The organism is Indolivaga alginatilytica, assembly GCF_003201355.1.
Lineage (GTDB): Bacteria > Bacteroidota > Bacteroidia > Bacteroidales > Dysgonomonadaceae > Dysgonomonas_A > Dysgonomonas_A alginatilytica.
Map to the genome: position 1 here is coordinate 63,884 of NZ_QICL01000007.1, position 18,895 is coordinate 82,778.

Sequence of the window (18,895 nt, forward strand, 5' to 3'; positions counted from 1 at the left end):
AGTAGCTGTTACTTTTTTAATTATCTTATAATCAATGGGTAGTCGCTAAAAAGGTTACAAAAGTAACAAAAGTAACACTTTTTCTGCGGAACTTTTTTTTGTGGTATTTCTATATTTGTCACCTTTTCATGTAAAATAAGCATATCCTCAAATTCTTATTGTTTTGTAACTCTTGCATACTATTTTATAGATAAACTTTCATGTATCCGGAATCTTCAATTATGAAATTTTTTATAAAAAGAGATTGCTATTCCCATTTTTATATAAATCGGGTAAATTGAGTTAAATCTTTAACAATGATTCTTTTTTTGACAGTATTGGATTGTTAAAACTTCTCTTAGATTTGCAGCGTTAAAATCACTAAACCTAAATTTATGAAAACGTTTGCACTATTAGCTATCTCGGGAATCAGTCTGTGCGCAGCTCCCGTAATTAAGGCACAAAAGGCTGAATCACCATGGACATTCGGTGTTAAGGCAGGTATTAACTCCTCAACCTTCAATATTGGTAATGGTTCCACTCCGAATAACACGGATGGAATAATTGGATTTAATGGAGGAGTAACCATGGAGTATGCTCTGCGTAATGGCTTTTTTCTGAGCTCAGGTCTTGAGTTTACAACTAAAGGAGCTGACAATGGAACGTCCTCTTATTTATCGCCAGCTCCGAATAGTCTTACCTATACACTGTCGAAGGATTCCAGAAGGCTTAAGTATCTTCAATTGCCTTTAACCGTGGGATATAGGGTTCCTCTATCGAAGGATGTAAATGTAACTTTTAATGCCGGAGGCTATTTTGCTTATGGAATATCAGGAAAAGGTACGTACGAAACATGGGAGGTAAGTAGGAATGAAGATGGAACAACTAGTGTTACTTCTAATCGGTATGAATCTAAAAAATCAGGCGATACCGATTATGGATTACTTGGGGGAGTTGGTCTGGAATATAAACGGTTTTCGTTCAACTTTAATTACGAATTAGGTTTGCGCACTCTTCATACAGGTAGTGCATCTTCCGGTATGAATACAGGATGGAAGAATAGAAATGCGGCATTCACGGTTGGTTACAAGTTTTAAATAAATTAATTAGTTTTTTCGAAGTTGCATCTATCCGGATGCAACTTTTTTTATAAGATTTAAACAAATTCTAAAGTTTAGCTTTTAGGTCTTCTATTTGCTTATCCTTTTCTTTTAAAAGCCTTTCATATAAGTCTTTGATATCATCGAGGGGGTAATTATAATTAGTCTGTGTCTGTGCACTGCCTTCTTGAAATTTATTATTTTGTTGAAGCGTACCCTTACCACCATCCGCTACAGTTTGTGTGTAATTATTTATAATGTAGCTTACAGTATCTTCGTGATTGTATGCTTTTATCATATCGGTGGTTACACCGTTTCCGAGTCCTTTTGCCAAACGTTCGAGCGATTCATCGTCTATATCGGCTTTCCTCAGTACATTCGATAACTGGCTTTCGGAATAACCTGCATTTTCTGCCAGATCATTCTGTTGTAAATGGAATGCTCGCATCAAATGTTTTACATTCTCACCTAAATGTTTGCTTTCGTTTAAGTTGTCCTCTTTCATATTCTATATTTTCTTATTTTCAAGTATGATAGCGTATTATAAAGATATGTTTTATGAAATTTGAAAATTAAATTTCGTTTTCAATTAAGATTATATACAAATCTAATGAAATTATTAAAGAAATTTTTATGATTTTACCTTATTTCATTTACAGGTGAAAGATTTCTATCCTTACCTATACTCTTTACAGATTTCAAACAGACTTTTAGAGTCATATTTTCTAACACTGACGCTCAAAATCACAAAGGTCTTTTTTGCTCTTCGAAGATTACATACAAAATAATAACGCCTTGTTGACTTTACGTTTAATACAATATGTTATAGTCTTTTTTATTGTAAAATACTGTGAAATTTGCCACTTATTGTTACCTTTAGGAACTAAATAAACCGAATCTATTTTTGAGAAAATGAAAGACATTTCTAAATATCTGCATATTAGAGTAATATCCGTATAAGCTTATTTGAGAATGGACATGTCTGTCTCCATAAATAGATGTGTGTTTGGGCACACATACGTTCGTTTTAGACAAAATAGAATGACTACTTATTTAAAAATAAAATTATAAAAGATGAAAAGAGTAATTTATTTATTATTCGCAGCGGTTCTGCTTGCATCTTGCAACAGTAAACCCAAAGAAATGGCTGTGACAGTCGAAAATCCAAGTGATTTTGATCGAACTACCGATTTGGTAGAATTATCATTAGACGGTGTAAAAGCAAAAGTAACTCTGGCGGAAGGTCAGGCTTATGTTGTAAAGAACGCTAAGGGAGAAATCATTCCTTCACAAGTAACTTATGATGGGAAACTTGTTTTTCAATCAGGAGTAAAAGCTAAAGAAACAGTAACTTTTACAGTTTCGGCAGGAGAGAAACAAGAATTTAAAGCACAAACTTACGGTCGCTTTATTACTGAGCGTAAAGATGACTTTGCCTGGGAAAACGATCGTGTTGCTTTCCGTATTTACGGACCGGCTCTTATCGCTTCCGACGGGCCGAGTAATGGTCTGGATATTTGGTACAAACGTACAAATGATATGATTATTGATAAATGGTATAAAGATGAATTGTCCGGAACAGCCTCTTATCACGAAGATCGTGGCGAAGGCTTGGATGATTATAAAGTAGGTCGCTCGCTGGGAGCAGGTGCTATGGCTCCATTTGTAAATGGAAAACTATGGTTGAACGAAAATTTTGCTTCTCAGGAATTATTGGAAAACGGACCGCTTCGTACCACATTGAAGTTAACATATAAAGATCTTGATGTAGATGGAAAAGCATATAGCGAAACTCGTACTTTCTCCATTGATGCGGGTTCTCAATTTTCGAAAGTAGTACAGGAATACGGTGTAGCGGAAGACATGACTGTTGCCGCAGGAATCGTAAAACGTCCGGCAAACGATACTATAATTGTTTCTCCCGAAAAAGACTATATCATCTACAGAGAGCCAAGCGAAAAAGCAGGTCCTGTTTACTTAGGATTGGTATTCCCTGCCGGAATCGACTCTATGGTGGTAGATACCTACAAAGTAGCCAATGCTAAAACTAAAAAGGACGATGCTTATTCGCACGTGTTGGCTGTTGCAACTTACAAAGCTAACCAACCAATAGTATATTATACAGGATATGGCTGGAGCAAATTCGGTTTTGCTGATGAAGCAGCATTCCAAACATATACAAGTAATTTTTCTAAAGGTTTAAAACAACCTCTTGTTGTAAAATTCTAAGGTCTCAGACCTTTTTATTGCTTTGGTGTAGGGGTGAATCTATGTGTTCACCCATCTGTATCGGGCTGACACATAGGTCTGCCCCTACGACTAAAAATATAGCATTAAATATTTTGTATTACTTAAATGGAAAAATAACGGATAACTTAAAAACAACGATATAACATGAAAAATCAATTTTGTTTAGAAGGAAAAGTAGCCCTTGTTACAGGAGCTTCTTACGGAATAGGCTTCGCTATTGCTTCGGCTCTGGCAGATGCAGGAGCAAAAATAGTTTTCAATGACCTGAAACAAGAATTTGTAGACAAAGGTTTAGCTGCCTACAAAGAAGCAGGAATAGATGCTAAAGGTTATGTAAGCGATGTAACCAACGAAGATCAGATAAATGCAATGGTTGCACAGATCGAAAAAGAAGTAGGTGTAATCGATATTCTGGTAAACAATGCAGGAATCATCAAACGCATACCGATGATCGAAATGTCGGCGGCAGAATTCCGTCAGGTAATCGATATAGATTTAAACGGTCCTTTTATTGTAGCTAAGGCGGTTATTCCAAGCATGATCAAAAAAGGGGCAGGTAAAATTATTAATATCTGTTCGATGATGAGCGAATTGGGACGTGAAACAGTATCGGCTTATGCAGCAGCAAAGGGTGGTTTAAAAATGTTGACACGTAATATTGCCTCAGAATACGGAGAATTCAATATTCAATGTAACGGCTTAGGACCGGGTTATATTGCTACACCTCAAACAGCACCATTAAGAGAAGAAGGACATCCTTTCAACTCTTTCATCATCGCAAAAACGCCTGCTGCCCGTTGGGGAACGCCCGAAGATTTGGCAGGACCGGCTGTATTCCTGGCATCAGATGCGTCTAACTTCGTAAACGGACACGTTCTTTACGTAGATGGTGGTATTCTTGCTTATATCGGAAAACAACCTTGATCCCGTAAAATATTTGCGAATTATAATAGTACTGAAATCCCATTGTAACAATCAGTTATAATGGGATTTTTATATTAATATTACTGACCTTAAAATATATTTTAGAGTTTTTCGTCTTCAATGATAGTATAAGTTTTATTTGTTTAGTAAAACTTATATATTTAATATTCGTTTTATAAAAGATCAATAAGAAAATATTACATGGAGCAACAGAAAACCGAGATGCCTGAATTCTCGTCCTATCAGATTTTTGTAGTTATACTATTAGCTTTCCTTCAATTTACAATTATAATAGATTTTGCCATCATATCGCCATTAGGAGATATGCTGATGAAGACTTTGAATATCGAGCCTTCACAATTTGGTCTTTTGGTTTCTTGCTATGCTTTTTGTGCAGGGATTTCAGGATTATTGGCAACGGGCTTTGCCGATCGGTTTGACCGAAAAAAATTCCTTTTGTTCTTTTATTGTGGATTTGTGATCGGAACATTTCTATGTGGATTAGCCTCTACTTACGAAATGTTATTGGTTGCACGAAGCGTAACAGGGCTGTTCGGAGGTGTTATAGGTTCTATATCGTTGGCAATTGTATCCGATCTGTTTGCACTCAATCAAAGAGGTCGGGTAATGGGATATATTCAAATGGCTTTTGCCGGTAGTCAGATTCTAGGTATACCCGTTGGTCTATTTCTGGCGAATCATTGGGGATGGAACTCTACTTTCTTGATGATTGCAGTAGTGGCAACCATTGTTAGTCCTATTATACTGTTTAAACTGAAACCAATAACAGAACATCTAAAGTTGCAGACCGCCGAGACTGCTCTTATTCGATTCTGGAACGTCTTGTCGAATAGTAATTATTTAATTGGGTTTGTACTTATTATGCTTATCTCCATTGGAGGTTCTATGCTAATGCCGTTTAGTAGTGCTTTTCTTATCAATAATGTTGGTGTTACTCAGGAACAACTACCCTTGGTTTTTATGTTTACGGGAATGGCTACCATGATTATAATGCCTGTAGTAGGTAAATTAAGCGATAAGATAGATAAGTTTAAGCTGTTTTTTATCGGGTCGGTTATTTCTATTACAATTACAATTTTATATACTAATCTGACACCTATTCCTCTTTATTTATTGATTATTGTAAATATCTGTATGTTTGTTGGTATTTCAAGCCGAATGGTTCCTGCATCCTCACTCAATACGTCAGTTCCCAATATAAAAGACAGGGGAGCGTATATGAGCTTGTGTTCATCTCTTCAGCAAATGTCTAATGGTATAGCAGCCATGTTGGCAGGATTTATAGTGGTACAAGCCACCCCCGAAAGTCCTTTGCATAATTATAATATATTGGGATATATTGTGGCTGCATTAAGTGTAGTGTGCATCTTTCTTATTTATAAAATAAATGAGAGAGCCAAACAAAAAAATAGCAGTCTCTAGAACTGCTATTTCTGTATTGAATTGATACAAGTTTTTTAATAATCTGTGTCTTGGTTTATAAAGATTATAATTGCTTTGCTGTTTCTTTTTTTACGACCCACGACTGTAAAAGTTCTTTGTGTTTATCATAAAAGATGCGAGCACCAATAGTTGGGTCATTATCTTTTAAAACATCACTCATCAGTTCATTGAGCATTTTCTCATCCATGCTGAAATTTGTGAAGAATTTAGCAAGTTCAGGTTTATCCGTTGAGAATCCTTTTCGTGCAATAATCTTTATTTCGTCTTTCGGATAAATATTCTTTGGATCTTTCAGAGGTTTCAAGTCATATTCAGCCCACATAAAGTGAGGCTTCCATCCTGTGATAACTACCCACTCTTTATGAGCAATAGCCTTTTTCAGGGCTGTAATCATAGATGTTTCAGAAGATGAAATCTGCGTCAGTTCCAGATTATATTCCTTGATTGCATCTTCGGTAGTTCTGTAAATACCGGCTCCCGATGCAATTCCGTATATCTTTCCGTTAAATTTGTCTTTGTTGGCGTTTAATTCTTCTATCGAATTAATGTCTACATAAGTAGGAACCACAAGTCCTGTTATACCATCGTCAAACATAGTACCTAAAATCTCAAGCTTATTTCCATATTTTATCCAATAATCTTTATGAGTGTTGGGCAACCATGTGTCCATACATACATCGGCATCACCGCGTGATAGCGAAGCATAGATCGGACCTAACTCCAAACGTTTAATAGTGACTGTATATCCTTTTTCTTCGAGAATAATCTGTGCCAGATTAGTAATGGCTATACCTTCTGCCCAATTGGGATAGAGTAATAGTACGTCTTGTTTTTTTATACGTTGGCAAGACGGCATAACGATGAGGCAAGCCAATAATATAAATAGTATATTCTTTTTCATTATTTTGCTACCTCCTTCTTCTGTCCAATTGATTGCGTTGTTCTATCAAGTATAATAGCCAGAATTACAATACATAACCCTGCTTCGAAACCAAGAGCTACGTCTGCTTGTTGAATACCTGCATATACACTCTCTCCTAATCCTCCGGCTCCTACCATAGACGAAATAACAACCATAGATAACGCTAACATTATCACCTGATTTACTCCTGCCAATATGGTTGCCATCGCTAATGGTATCTGTACTTTAAACAAAGTCTGTCTGCCGGTACATCCGAAGGCTACGGAAGCTTCCACTATTTCCTTAGGTACATCACGTATCCCCAGAGCAGTCATACGAACCGCAGGAGGTAGGGAGAAGATAACTGTAGCCACTACTCCCGGAACGTTTCCTACCGAGAAAAACAAGATTGCCGGAATAAGGTACACAAAAGCAGGCATCGTTTGCATGAGGTCGAGTAGGGGTCTAACAATAGCATTCACCTTCTTATTGCGGGCACACCAGATTCCTAAAGGAATGCCAATGAGTAGGATTATAAATGTGGCAACTATTACCAACACTAAAGTATTGATCGTTTCTTCCCAAAAGCCCATCCAATAGATAAGGAGGAATCCTAAAATACAAAAAATAGGCAGGTCGAATATATCTTTTGCATTTGCTTTTGTTACATTCGATCTACGACAGCTTTTGTTCTTGATAAAGAATGTAAGTAATGCGAATAATGCGATAAGTATATAAAAAGGGATTGATAATAATGCCCCTTGCATAACATCTACGCAGTTTTCGATAATAATGGTTATTTGTCGGAAAACAGGCTCTCCTGCATCAGAAAGCCAATCGACAAAGTGTTCCACATATTTTCCTATATTTAAATTTTCCATATTATATTTTCTTCTTTTTTAGTATTGTAAATATTGATTCTTATTAAGTAGCGTTAAATATTTAATGCTATATTTTTAGTCGTAGGGGCAGACCTATGTGTCAGCTCGATACAGATGGGTGAACACATAGATTCACCCCTACACCAAAGCAATAAAAAGGTCTGCGACCTTAGTTGGCACTTTCTATGATTGATTGTACCTTATCATCGTCATAACCTGTTACCATCGATACAACATCCGAATGTCGGATATAACCGACCGGACGGTCTTTGTGATCGACAACAGCCAGAGGGTATTTCTGATTAATAAATAAAGGTAATAAGTCAGTAATAGAAGTATCCATCGAAACTTTAGGTATATCTGTCACGATAGAATCAATATTGTTTTCTTTATTGGCAATCTTTTTACGTATATCTTTCTCTCCTACATATCCGATAAGACGCCCTAAGTGGTCCACAACAGGGAGAAATTTAAGTAAATGACGTTCCATCAACCTGAGTGCAGAAGCAGGACCATCTTTTCCCTGCCATATTCGAGCTTTGAAAGGTTCGTTTATAGCCGATGCTGTTATTATTTTAGCCATATCCACATTTCCTATAAATGCTTTTACGTAATCATCAGCAGGATTAAGCAATATATCCTCGGGTGTACCTTGCTGTACTATTACCCCGTCTTTCATTATTGCAATTGTATTGCCGACCTTGATTGCCTCATCCAAATCGTGAGTAATAAATATGATAGTCTTTTTTAGAGATTGTTGAATCTCCACCAGTTCATCCTGCATTTGTGCTCGGATAAGTGGATCTAAGGCACTAAACGCCTCGTCCATCAATAATATCTGCGAATCGGTAGCAATAGCACGGGCAATACCCACACGCTGCTGCATACCTCCACTTAATTGATGAGGAAATGAGCTTTCGTAGCCCGAAAGTCCTACCATATTAAGTATTTCCTTTGCTTTGTTATGCCTCTCTTCCTGAGGCAGACCTTGTATTTCTAATCCGAAAGCAACATTATCTAAAATGGTACGGTGAGGAAGTAATCCGAAATGTTGGAAAACCATACCAACCTTTTTTCTGCGTAGATTGAGGAGAGCATCTTTATCCATTTTGGTAATGTCTTCCCCATCTATTACTAATGATCCTGATGTTGGTACATTCAGCATGTTGAAGCATCTTAAGAGCGACGATTTACCACTCCCCGATAATCCCATAATAACAAATATTTCACCTTCGTTTATGGAAAGGTTTGCATTGTTTACTGCAATGGTACATCTTGTTTTTGAATGAATTTCTTTTTTGCTTCTTCCGCTTTTCAACATTTTGATTGCCTGTCTTTTGGCTGAACCAAATACCAGATACAAATCTTTTATTTCTATTTTACTCATATTTTAAGAATGTAATTGAAGGTCTTAACCTCTTAAGCACTTAGATAATTGTTTTGACTATAATTTGCTGTAGTCAATTGATGGGGTAATAATTATTTTATGGTAGCCAAATAACCAATAGGAGTCTCATTCGATAAGGATTTATAAATAATGCGAATCAGTAGTTGAATTATCTACGCACAATCACAGATTGCTTGTGTTCCTTTTGCCCAAATCCGCAAAAGGAACCAAAAAGTCTTTGCCGACCACTTACGGGTGTGATCCGTTATCAACTTGCCGTCGGAATAAAATAAGCCGTCCTGTCGGACTCTTTCTATTTTATTCTTATCGACTGCTTCGTTGAACGGATGCCTCACCCCCGAAGTAAACGTCGGCTTTGCTTACGCCCGTCAGGCTCTCCGACCTTGTCGGTTGCACGGGGCACCCGATGTGAGAGGAAAGCGTAAAAAAACAAAAAGAAATCAGTCTCAAAAGTATTTTTTTGTTTTCGCTTTCAAACACTTATCGGGTCGTGTAAAGAGGCACAGTCTTGATCTTTTGTTTCGTTTTGCATCAAGGCAAAATGAAAGACAAACCTCGTTAGAGGTGCGTCAGTAAAAGAAGAATGTTTATTACAGACAATTCAACTACTGATTGGTATAAATAAGTAGCATGAAATATTAAAAGCCATATTCCATAGAGACAATTAACTCTAATTTTTATACTTACCAAAACAATAAAAAGGTCTGAGACCTTAATTGGTTCGGGTGTTAAATAAAACAATTATTATACATCAGGTGCATAACAACACACGTTAGGACAAATCATCTCGAATGATTATTGGAGTCCAAAGATGTTATGCTAAAAAAATAAATAGAATTCAGATTTTCGAAAGGTTTTTGTCAAACGATTTTTTGACAAAAAATACACGGCTGACCTAATCTGAATAATGAGAGAATAATCTCTCCATTAATGCAAAGATATAAAAAAACAATTAAATATCAGGACTTTAATGTCTCTAATTGAAATTTAGTTAAAAATGTAGGTGCGCTTTTATTTAGTTGAAATGGTGACATAGTGCTGTTCTTTAGTGTGTTATAGTGAGCTCTCAAATGTTGACTTTTTTTCAATAAAAAAAGGTGGTAAAATTCAATTTTACCACCTTTCAACTACTTATTGTATGCTTTATTTCTAGAGAAGGTTTTATTTTAGGTGAGTCTAAATTGTCTTCTACCTGAAGTCACAAAAAGGTCTGTGACCTTATTTTAAATTGTGTAAAAAATCAGAGAGATTGAGATCCTTATCCAGATTCATCTTCTTTCTCAAACGATATCTGCTTACTTCCACTCCACGAATCGAAATATTCAGAAGAGGTGCTATTTCTTTCGATGTAAGATTCATCTTCAAATAGGCACATAGAATCTTGTCGTTTCTTGTCAGATGAGGATATTTGTTGTCTAATAAAGTAAAAAGGTCTTTATGTATAAGGTTAAAGTTCGATTGAAATACCTCAAAGTCTTTATCATGGTCTATATTATTATTGATTTGAGTGATCAATCGCACGACCTTTTGCTTAATGACACTTGTTTGCTTATTCTCATCCAGAGATTTAGAGATACTCATTACATTTTTTCTGACATCCTCCAGCATTTCATTTTTACGCACAATATTCAGTATATAGCCCGATAATTCCTGTGTCTTATAATGAAGCTTTGTCTTGAGGTTCTCATTCTGTAATTCATATATTTTTTTATCTTTAAGCATACGCTCTTCTTCGTATTGCTTGCTTTGGGCGATAAGTAATTCACCCTTTTCGTTGATTATTTTTTTCTGCTTTCCTATTGTCCTCTTATATATATAATAGGATATCAACAATAAAAATAAACCATATACAATCCATGCCCACATCGATCGGTACCACGGCGATAGAATTTCGAATTTGATGCGGGTCGTTTCTCCGGCTGTATGCTCTCCTTTTATAAAAGCTTTAACTTCAAAGGTGTATTCACCTTCTATCAGGTTTGTATATTCTTTAATTGTTTTTGGTGCGGGAGTACTCCATTTCTCATCTATCCCTCTTAATCGGTACGAATAAAGAATATCTTCGTTCTTAGAATATTCAGTGGCTGCAAAATGAATATTGATTGAGTTGAGTGAATAGGGTATTCTAATTGGTTCGGACGAATTACCATAATAAAGGGTACTATCATTACTTGTCGCCACAAGTTTACGGATGGCTATATTCAGACTGGTATTTCTTTTATGGTCTGATGATAGGTCTACTTTCACAAAAGCTTTATCTACGGCTACAATCGCAGATATTGAATCTAGTAAGGTAACATTTTCATAACCACTGATAAGGTCATTTGCCAAACCGATATTAAAGGTATTCTTATTATATCCATCCTTTCCATAGGGTAATAGTTTAAGGCTTTTATCTGATACGTACCATATGTTTTTTAGTTCGTCAACCTTCAAATATTCATAATACTTACTTCCATCAAGTAGCTTTTCAAGTTGTGCATAACGATCGAAATTATCGGATATACGGCTATATTGATAAATACCGTCCAATGCACATATAACAAGGTTGTTATCAATCTTTCTGAAAGTGGTGTTTTCTCCTATTATTATGTCTTTTAGATTATACTCTTTACGGTTGATAAGAGAATCTTGAGTGTTGTTCAATGTAATTCTTTGTATGGAAGTACCCATGTTTACTACCCAGAAAGTATTATTTATCTCATCTTCAATAAATCCTCTGGATGAATTGAAGAAATTCGCAACATTATGGGAGAATTGCCAGATGCCGTTTTTCTTTTCCAAAATCCTGAATCCCGAATAAGCCCCTGCAATCATGCGATTGGGATTAGATGCCAGAGGATGTATTTCCCATATACCTGTCAGATTTATCTTATAGGTTGACTGTGGCGAAATTACAGTAATACCATTATCGCCTCCACAGAATAAAGTATTGTCATAAATTGTCAGTGACCATATTTGTCCTTCCGAATCTTTTATGAGCTGATATTCTCCATTCTTGCCCATCTTATATAATCCTTGATTCGTACCCAAATACAATTCATTATTAAATAAAGCGGAGCAATATCCTGTTCCAATAGGTGAGTTTATCGCAAACATCGGACGTATGGGCGATTGCAGATCAATATAGCTAATGCCTTTATCGAGCCCTAGCCAAAGATTGTGATTTCGATCGAAAGTAGAACTCAGGACAGTGTTATTGCTCAATCCGTTTGTCAGATTAAACACCTCATGATACTCTTTCTTTTTCAAATCAAATAAGAATACACCATTCTGAACTGATCCCAGTGCTACTTGTGACTCTGCAAGTGATGCGCAAAACAATTGATTTTTAGCAATAAAATTATCTGCTATTGATTGTATATTTTCGCACCATGAGTTGTCGAGCAAATACAGCCCATTGCGTGCTGTAATTACTAATATTTTATTGTCATAAGATAGCAGTTCTACAATTTTTTTTCCTTTTAAAACTTCAGATGGTGCAAGAAGTTCGACCTTATTTCTATGGTTGAGAAAAAATATACCTTCGGTTGTTCCTAAGTATATCTTGTTATTAATAAGAGTAGAACAGTCTATTTTGTAATTAGTGGTTATTTTTTCAATTGTATCTTTTGAGGTATTATAGATGAGAATATTTCCGTCATCTAGAAAATAGGTTTGATTATCTATTGTATATATACTCCAAACTTCGCCCCACCAGTTGGAAAGTTTATCCGAAAGAGAATAATAGGTTGGTAATCCGATACTATTTGGCTCAAAATAGCCAAATTCGGAGCTTCCGCCTACATATATTCTCTTTCCCGTGATCTCCACTGATCTCACAATTTTATTTTTTATAGGATATAAGTTCCAGTTTACACCATCAAATTGGAGCAGTCCGTTTGTATTGGCGAAATACATCCACTGATTATTGGCTTGTTCAACCATCCAGTTCTGAAAACCACCTTTGTAGGTGTTTCTTTCGTGGTTGATAATGTTTCGTTGCCAAGACGCAAAAGTTGGTAATGAAAACAACAATAAGCAATAAATTATATATAGTCGATCTCTCATAGTTTCTAATAGTTAAAAGCACACTAAGTTGTAAAACATTTTCAAATGTAAAAAAAAGTTTTTTGAAGTATGTTTTTTATCTGTAAAAATTTAATTTTAAGTAAATTATATTTAGTATGTAGTAGTCTTGTCGTATACAAGATTTTGTTTTTTGAGTTTTTGACGTAGTTAAAATTTTTAAGAAAGATACTTGACACAATATCTTCATCCACCGAAAAGAAGATTTCTGCAGATTATAGATTTCTGCCCAACCTTTAAATAAATCAAACCATGAAGAAAAAAATGTTTGCTATCAATCGGCAATTGTTAGGACTTATTATGTTCCTGATATTTTTCCCGATGATTGCTTTCGCACAAAGCAATCAAATTACAGGAATCGTTACAGATGCCCAAACAGGCGAGGCTCTTGTCGGAGTATCTGTTGTTCAGAAAAACACATCTAACGGATCAGTAACCGATCTCGATGGAGCTTTCCAAATAAACGCTCCTATTAATTCGGATCTCGTATTTAGTTATCTGGGTTATGAAAACCTCGAAGTTAGAGCTTCTTCTCAATCTTTAAATGTAAAGTTAAAGGAAGCTACAAAACTTATTGATGAAGTTGTTATCGTAGGTTACGGCGTTCAGAAGAAAAGCGTAGTTACAGCTGCTATCAGTAGTGTAAAAGGGGACGATTTAGCTCTAAAAGCTCCTACACGTATAGATAATGTGCTGAAAGGAATGGTGTCAGGGGTGAACATTACCCAAGCATCAGGACAACCCGGTGACGGCTCGAAAGTACGTATCCGTGGTATCGGTACCATTAATAACAGTGATCCTCTATACATTGTAGACGGAATGCCTATTTCGGGAGGTATCGATAATGTCAACCCTGCGGATGTGCTTTCTGTAGAAGTGCTTAAGGATGCAGCTTCTGCTGCCATCTATGGAACACGTGGAGCGAATGGGGTAATCCTTGTAACTACCAGACAAGGGAAATCAGGAAAAACCATAGTTAATTACAACTTCAATTACGGATGGCAAAACGCAGCCAAAAAAAGAGCTGTACTTGATGCTACCGAATATGCTATCTTGATGAACGAGCAAAATATGAATTCGGGTAAAGCTCCTATCTATAGCGATCCTCAATCATATGGCAGAGGTACTGACTGGCAGAAAGAAGTATTCAATGCCGATGCACCGATGTACGAACATCAGGTGAGTGTAGCAGGTGGTAGTGACAAAGGAAACTATTATCTGTCATTCGGATATTTCAACCAAGAAGGTATCGTAGGCGGTAACTTCGACAGATCTAATTATGAAAGATATTCTATTCGTTTGAATAATAATTATACTGTATTCGATGAGTCGAAGACCCGAAGTGTTCTTTCTTCTCTTAAGATAGGAAGTAACCTTACATATGGTCGTATTAATTCTACGGGTATTGGTACAAATAGTGAGTTTGGTTCGGTATTAGGTAGTGCTTTGGCTTTGTCACCGATACTTACTGTACTGGCGCAAGACCCGGAGGCTACCTTAGCTGCTCATCCGAATGCTGTTAGAGATAGAAACGGAAATGTATTTACAATAGTAGGTGATCAGTTTAATGAAATAACTAATCCGTTAGCTTATTTATCGTTACCTCCCGAAAAAAATAATTCAGATAAGATTCTTGCAAATTTTTGGGGAGAAATAGAGCTTTATAAAAATCTTAAATTCAAATCCTCTTATGGCGTCGATCTTGCGTTCTGGGGTAAAGACGGATACCTTCAACCTTATTTTCTCGGAAAAAGTAACAATCTGGACGAATCTAAAGTTTGGTCTGAGATGCATAGAGGTTTTACGTGGCAAATTGAAAATACACTGTCTTATGTAAAAGATATCCAGGATCATCATTTTACATTTTTGGTAGGTCAGTCGGCCCTGTCAGCTAGAGCACAGTATCTGAGAGGAGAAAGTTCTTTACTGATGGATAATGACCCTGGTAAAGCAAACATAAGTTTCACTCAACGTCCGGAACAGGCGAGAGGGGCATGGGGTTATCCTGATCCATATTATCGTTTAGCTTCTTATTTTGGTCGTTTGAGCTATAATTATCAGGAAAGATACATGGGCGAATTAACAATGCGCCGTGATGGTTCTTCGAAATTTGGACCTAATAACAAATGGGCTAATTTCTACTCGGTTTCGTTGGGATGGAATATTACGAATGAAAAATTCATGGCCGACAGACCCGACTTCATAACATCATTAAAACTGCGTGGTAGCTGGGGACAAAATGGTAATGACCAGATTGATAATTTTCTATACACAACTATGATTAATGGAGGCAATAACTACATTTTAGGAAAAGAAGGCGCTATTGTGGTTGCTCCCGGTTCTAAACCTAACGGATATCCTAATGAGTCTATCGGATGGGAAGAATCGGAACAAACCAATATCGGCCTTGACTCTCGTTTCTTTAATGGAGCTTTATCATTCACGGTTGATTGGTTTGAGAAAAGAACCAATGGAATGTTGATGAGATTGCCTTTACCGGCGTATATCGGTGATACCCCTCCTATGGGTAATGTGGGTGATATGAAAAATACAGGGGTTGAGTTTGATGCTTCATACCAGTTTAAAGTGGCAGATGTATCGCTACATGTAGGTGGAAATGTTTCTTATATCAAAAATGAATTAATTGAATTGGGTAATAGTAACGGGTGGGCTAATTACGATGCCATACATAGTGTCGGTACAATTACAAGAGCAGAAAATGGCGAACCGTTCCCATTCTTTTACGGACTTAAAACCAATGGTATTTTCCAAAGCCAACAAGAAATCAACGAATATGTAGATAAAGACGGTAAGCTGATACAACCAAATGCTCAACCCGGGGATGTGAGGTTTATTGACCTGAACGGCGACGGAAAGATTAATGATGATGACCGCACAAAATTAGGTAAGGGTATGCCTGACTGGATGTTCGGGTTTAATATTGGTGCACAATGGAGAGGCTTTGATCTTAATATGATATTACAAGGAACATCGGGTAATGATATTTTTGACGGAACACGAAGGATTGACCTTGCAAGCGTTAACTTACCCGGCTATATGTTGGATCGTTGGACTGGACCGGGTTCTTCAAATACCATACCCCGTTTATCATTAACTGATGACAATGGTAACTGGAAATCGTCCGACCTATATGTAAAAGACGGCTCATTCTTGAGGCTTAAAAACATACAACTCGGATATAGTTTACCTGCATCTCTTGTTAAAAAAGCATATCTGGGAGCTGTAAGGGTTTATGTTTCTGCAGAGAACTTATTGACATTCACTTCGTATGAAGGCTTTGAACCTGAAATTTCATCGGGAGGTACCTCATTAGGTGTAGACAGGGGGGTATATCCTCAGGCCAGAACAGTCTCTGTAGGTGCAAACATTACATTTTAATTATTAAAACGAAATCACAATGAAAAAGATATTGATATTTGGTCTGACTTCCCTATTGATGTTAAGCTCTTGTACAGAGTCTTTTCTGGAGTCTACACCAACAACACAGATACCAGCCGAGCAATTCTATAACTCGGAAGAACGGATTACTCAGGGGTTAATCGCTGCGTATGCCCCGCTTCAATGGCCCGATTGGGCATTCGGGCAATACAACCCTCTTCAGTTTGTATCGGATGTAATGTCTGACGATGTACGTGTAGGTGGTGGTAATGCTAAGGATAATGAACATTTGCAACGTATGCGGTTCTTTAATGCAAATTCCCTGCTTGTTTGCGAATCTCTTTGGACTGTCTTTTATTCGGGAATTAACCGCGCGAATATTGTAATACATCGTATCGATGATGTACCTAATCTGGCTCCTGCAAATAAAAACAGAATCTTAGCCGAAGCCTATACTTTAAGAGCGTACTATTACTCTTGGTTATGGAAATTATGGGGTAATGTTCCTCATTATGATGTAAACCCATCGACACCTCCTTTTCTGGTACCTCAGATATCAGCTGACGAATTGTATGCGAAGATCATCGAAGACCTAAACTTTGCTCTGGATGGAGATAAACTTCCTTCGACGGTTGTAAGTGGAGAAACGGGACGATTTACTAAAGCTGCAGCACAGATGTTGAGAGCTAACGTGGTAATGTATCAAAACGATGAGGCTAAATTTCCGCAGGTTTTACAAGATATGCAGTCGATAATAGGGGCAGGTTCGTATGACTTGAACAGTTCGTTTGGCGATATATGGGAAGACAAAGGTGAGTGGAGTAAAGAGTCGATCTTTGAAGTTAACTATTCAGACGATTTAGCTACCCGAAGCTGGGATAATCCTTTATTTGCCGGAGGTAGTGTATATCCTACTCTTATCGGTATTAATGGAATAAGTAATAGTCCTGAATTTGCAGGAGGATGGGGCTTCGAGCCGGTTGAAAAGGCATTGTATGATACCTATGAAGCAGCCGATCAGCGTAAAGACGGAGGTATTTTAAACTTTGCCAAGCATAAAGAAGAGTATCCCGGTGCAAATTACGATCCTCGTTACGATGACACAGGATATTTCAATCGTAAATATTTGCCTCGTCAGGGAGGAAACAGTAAGTCGACAGCTCCCAAGGAATTGAACTACAGAAACAACTATCGTGTATACCGTTTCTCTGAAACATTACTGATTGCTTCAGAGTTGCTTGTTCGCACAGGAGGAAGTCAAACACAAGCTGATGAATATTTAAATAAAGTAAGAGGCAGGGCATATAATAATACAGGGAACTATAAAAAAACAGCTACTCTTGACAATCTGCTGATAGAGAATCGTTTGGAGTTTGCACTGGAGGGACACCGTTTCTGGGACTTGGTACGTTTCGGAAAAGCTGAACAAGTATTGGGATCAAGAGGGTTTACTGCAAATAAAAAACATTTGCCAATACCTCAATCCGAGATTGACAAAGCCCAAGGTACATTGACTCAAAATCCATATTAATAGAAACCTTAATTTTAGAAAATCATGAAAGCAAAAAAATATATATTAGGTCTTCTGGGTATGGCTCTGTTGTTTACAGCATGCGATCCCGATGTAGGAGATAAACCAGGTATCGGTGATGCACCATCGGTTGACGACATCAAATTTACGATGACCCCTAGTGCGGAAGATCCGAATACAATACAATTTGATTTTACAAGCGACCTTATTTCGCCTTATTGGGCTTTAACAAACGCTGACGGTTCGATTATGTCAACAAATAAAAGATCATTTCCATTTAAGTATATTTGGGCAGGAGAGCATGATGGATCTATTCAGGCATATGGGCGTGGAGGTTTAAGTGAAGCTAAAACCTTTAAAGTAAGTGTTGCGTCTAATGACCCTGTCATTTACTTACTGACGGGAAAAGATACTCCCAAAGTCTGGATCTGGGATTCTTCCGTTCAAGGTCACTTAGGATGCGGTGAGCCCACTACATCCACTCCTAACTGGTGGAGTGCAGGGCCTAATGAGTTGGCAGGAAGAGGTATTTATGATGATGAACTGACTTTCATCTTAAATGCGAAGCGTGACTATTCTCTGAAAGCCAACAATGATATTTACGTAAATGAATCTGCTGCCAAAGTAATGGCCCCCGATTTGTTTCCTAACGGATCAACAGTAGCAGTAACGGTTCCTTATATACAACCTGCAGGACAGACATGGTTTATGGATATGGATGCTGACGGTAAGCTTTACCTCACTTTTACGAATAAAGGTTTTCCGAGTTATGTAGCACATCCGGATGTATTAGGAAATGTACGATATGAAATATTGGAACTAACCGAAAATACTTTGCAACTGCAATGGAAAGGTTCTGGTATCAATTGGTATATGAGATTTAAAGTTAAACAGTAAGTTTTGTTTTGATGTAGGTGGGTGAACCTATGTGTTCACCCATATAGGGCAGACACATAGGTCTGCCCCTACAAATAAAAATCCGGCAATAAA

13 protein-coding genes are annotated in these 18,895 nt (G+C 37.1%); 8 read left to right on the forward strand and 5 right to left on the reverse strand.

Annotation, left to right across the window (positions count from 1 at the left end):
* Positions 1-374: 374 nt before the first annotated feature.
* Positions 375-1,076: a porin family protein gene (locus CLV62_RS07620; RefSeq protein ID WP_110310191.1), complete on the forward strand. Its 702-nt coding sequence runs from the start codon at positions 375-377 to the stop codon at positions 1,074-1,076.
* Between the two features lie 70 nt (positions 1,077-1,146).
* Here the strand turns inward: CLV62_RS07620 and CLV62_RS07625 are convergent, their stop codons facing one another.
* Complete coding sequence (locus tag CLV62_RS07625) at positions 1,147-1,584, reverse strand: helix-turn-helix domain-containing protein (RefSeq protein WP_110310192.1); 438 nt, start codon at positions 1,582-1,584, stop codon at positions 1,147-1,149.
* A 569-nt stretch (positions 1,585-2,153) separates the two neighbouring features.
* Here CLV62_RS07625 and CLV62_RS07630 point away from each other — a divergent pair.
* The 3 genes from CLV62_RS07630 to CLV62_RS07640 all read left to right on the forward strand — a co-directional run bounded on the left by CLV62_RS07630 (position 2,154) and on the right by CLV62_RS07640 (position 5,696).
* Positions 2,154-3,308 carry a DUF4861 domain-containing protein gene (locus CLV62_RS07630; protein ID WP_110310193.1) on the forward strand — a complete coding sequence of 385 codons (1,155 nt, stop codon included), beginning with the start codon at positions 2,154-2,156 and terminating at the stop codon, positions 3,306-3,308.
* Between the two features lie 165 nt (positions 3,309-3,473).
* Positions 3,474-4,253, forward strand: coding sequence for a gluconate 5-dehydrogenase (locus CLV62_RS07635; RefSeq protein ID WP_110310194.1), 780 nt, complete (start codon positions 3,474-3,476; stop codon positions 4,251-4,253).
* Between the two features lie 201 nt (positions 4,254-4,454).
* Positions 4,455-5,696 (forward strand): MFS transporter, encoded by a 1,242-nt coding sequence (locus CLV62_RS07640; RefSeq protein WP_110310195.1) that lies wholly within the window; start codon positions 4,455-4,457, stop codon positions 5,694-5,696.
* A gap of 64 nt (positions 5,697-5,760) precedes the next feature.
* Here CLV62_RS07640 and CLV62_RS07645 read toward each other — a convergent pair whose 3' ends face one another.
* From CLV62_RS07645 to CLV62_RS07655, 3 genes are all read right to left on the reverse strand, one after another.
* Entirely contained in the window at positions 5,761-6,618 is an 858-nt protein-coding gene (locus CLV62_RS07645) for a glycine betaine ABC transporter substrate-binding protein (RefSeq protein ID WP_110310196.1), read from the reverse strand.
* Entirely contained in the window at positions 6,618-7,499 is an 882-nt protein-coding gene (locus CLV62_RS07650) for an ABC transporter permease (RefSeq protein WP_110310197.1), read from the reverse strand. Before CLV62_RS07650 ends, CLV62_RS07645 begins: the two co-directional genes overlap by 1 nt.
* Before the next feature lie 169 nt (positions 7,500-7,668).
* A complete protein-coding gene (locus CLV62_RS07655) occupies positions 7,669-8,886 on the reverse strand; it encodes a quaternary amine ABC transporter ATP-binding protein (RefSeq protein WP_110310198.1) in 1,218 nt (405 codons plus the stop codon).
* 339 nt (positions 8,887-9,225) lie between these two features.
* On the opposite strand from CLV62_RS07655, the gene CLV62_RS21490 reads away from it, so the two are divergent.
* Positions 9,226-9,483 carry a hypothetical protein gene (locus CLV62_RS21490; RefSeq protein ID WP_146212715.1) on the forward strand — a complete coding sequence of 86 codons (258 nt, stop codon included), beginning with the start codon at positions 9,226-9,228 and terminating at the stop codon, positions 9,481-9,483.
* A gap of 642 nt (positions 9,484-10,125) precedes the next feature.
* Here CLV62_RS21490 and CLV62_RS07660 read toward each other — a convergent pair.
* Complete coding sequence (locus CLV62_RS07660) at positions 10,126-12,957, reverse strand: triple tyrosine motif-containing protein (protein ID WP_245904046.1); 2,832 nt, start codon at positions 12,955-12,957, stop codon at positions 10,126-10,128.
* A gap of 270 nt (positions 12,958-13,227) precedes the next feature.
* Here CLV62_RS07660 and CLV62_RS07665 point away from each other — a divergent pair, with 270 nt between their 5' ends.
* Genes CLV62_RS07665 through CLV62_RS07675 form a run of 3 tightly spaced genes read left to right on the forward strand, consistent with a single transcriptional unit; the run spans position 13,228 to position 18,802 of the window.
* Complete coding sequence (locus tag CLV62_RS07665; RefSeq protein WP_245904047.1) at positions 13,228-16,374, forward strand: SusC/RagA family TonB-linked outer membrane protein; 3,147 nt, start codon at positions 13,228-13,230, stop codon at positions 16,372-16,374.
* A gap of 19 nt (positions 16,375-16,393) precedes the next feature.
* The gene (locus CLV62_RS07670; protein ID WP_110310200.1) at positions 16,394-17,905 is read left to right on the forward strand and encodes a RagB/SusD family nutrient uptake outer membrane protein; all 1,512 of its coding nucleotides are present in this window, start codon (positions 16,394-16,396) and stop codon (positions 17,903-17,905) included.
* Positions 17,906-17,929: 24 nt separating this feature from the next.
* Positions 17,930-18,802 (forward strand): hypothetical protein, encoded by an 873-nt coding sequence (locus CLV62_RS07675; protein WP_110310201.1) that lies wholly within the window; start codon positions 17,930-17,932, stop codon positions 18,800-18,802.
* Positions 18,803-18,895: the final 93 nt, after the last annotated feature.

Coding starts and splice junctions, on each gene's coding strand:
- CLV62_RS07640 (WP_110310195.1), top strand. CDS start 4,455: ATGGAGCAACAGAAAACCGAGATGCCTGAATTCTCGTCCTATCAGATT.
- CLV62_RS07660 (WP_245904046.1), bottom strand. CDS start 12,957: ATGAGAGATCGACTATATATAATTTATTGCTTATTGTTGTTTTCATTA.
- CLV62_RS07650 (WP_110310197.1), bottom strand. CDS start 7,499: ATGGAAAATTTAAATATAGGAAAATATGTGGAACACTTTGTCGATTGG.
- CLV62_RS07620 (WP_110310191.1), top strand. CDS start 375: ATGAAAACGTTTGCACTATTAGCTATCTCGGGAATCAGTCTGTGCGCA.
- CLV62_RS07630 (WP_110310193.1), top strand. CDS start 2,154: ATGAAAAGAGTAATTTATTTATTATTCGCAGCGGTTCTGCTTGCATCT.
- CLV62_RS07645 (WP_110310196.1), bottom strand. CDS start 6,618: ATGAAAAAGAATATACTATTTATATTATTGGCTTGCCTCATCGTTATG.
- CLV62_RS07665 (WP_245904047.1), top strand. CDS start 13,228: ATGAAGAAAAAAATGTTTGCTATCAATCGGCAATTGTTAGGACTTATT.
- CLV62_RS07655 (WP_110310198.1), bottom strand. CDS start 8,886: ATGAGTAAAATAGAAATAAAAGATTTGTATCTGGTATTTGGTTCAGCC.
- CLV62_RS07625 (WP_110310192.1), bottom strand. CDS start 1,584: ATGAAAGAGGACAACTTAAACGAAAGCAAACATTTAGGTGAGAATGTA.
- CLV62_RS07675 (WP_110310201.1), top strand. CDS start 17,930: ATGAAAGCAAAAAAATATATATTAGGTCTTCTGGGTATGGCTCTGTTG.
- CLV62_RS07635 (WP_110310194.1), top strand. CDS start 3,474: ATGAAAAATCAATTTTGTTTAGAAGGAAAAGTAGCCCTTGTTACAGGA.
- CLV62_RS07670 (WP_110310200.1), top strand. CDS start 16,394: ATGAAAAAGATATTGATATTTGGTCTGACTTCCCTATTGATGTTAAGC.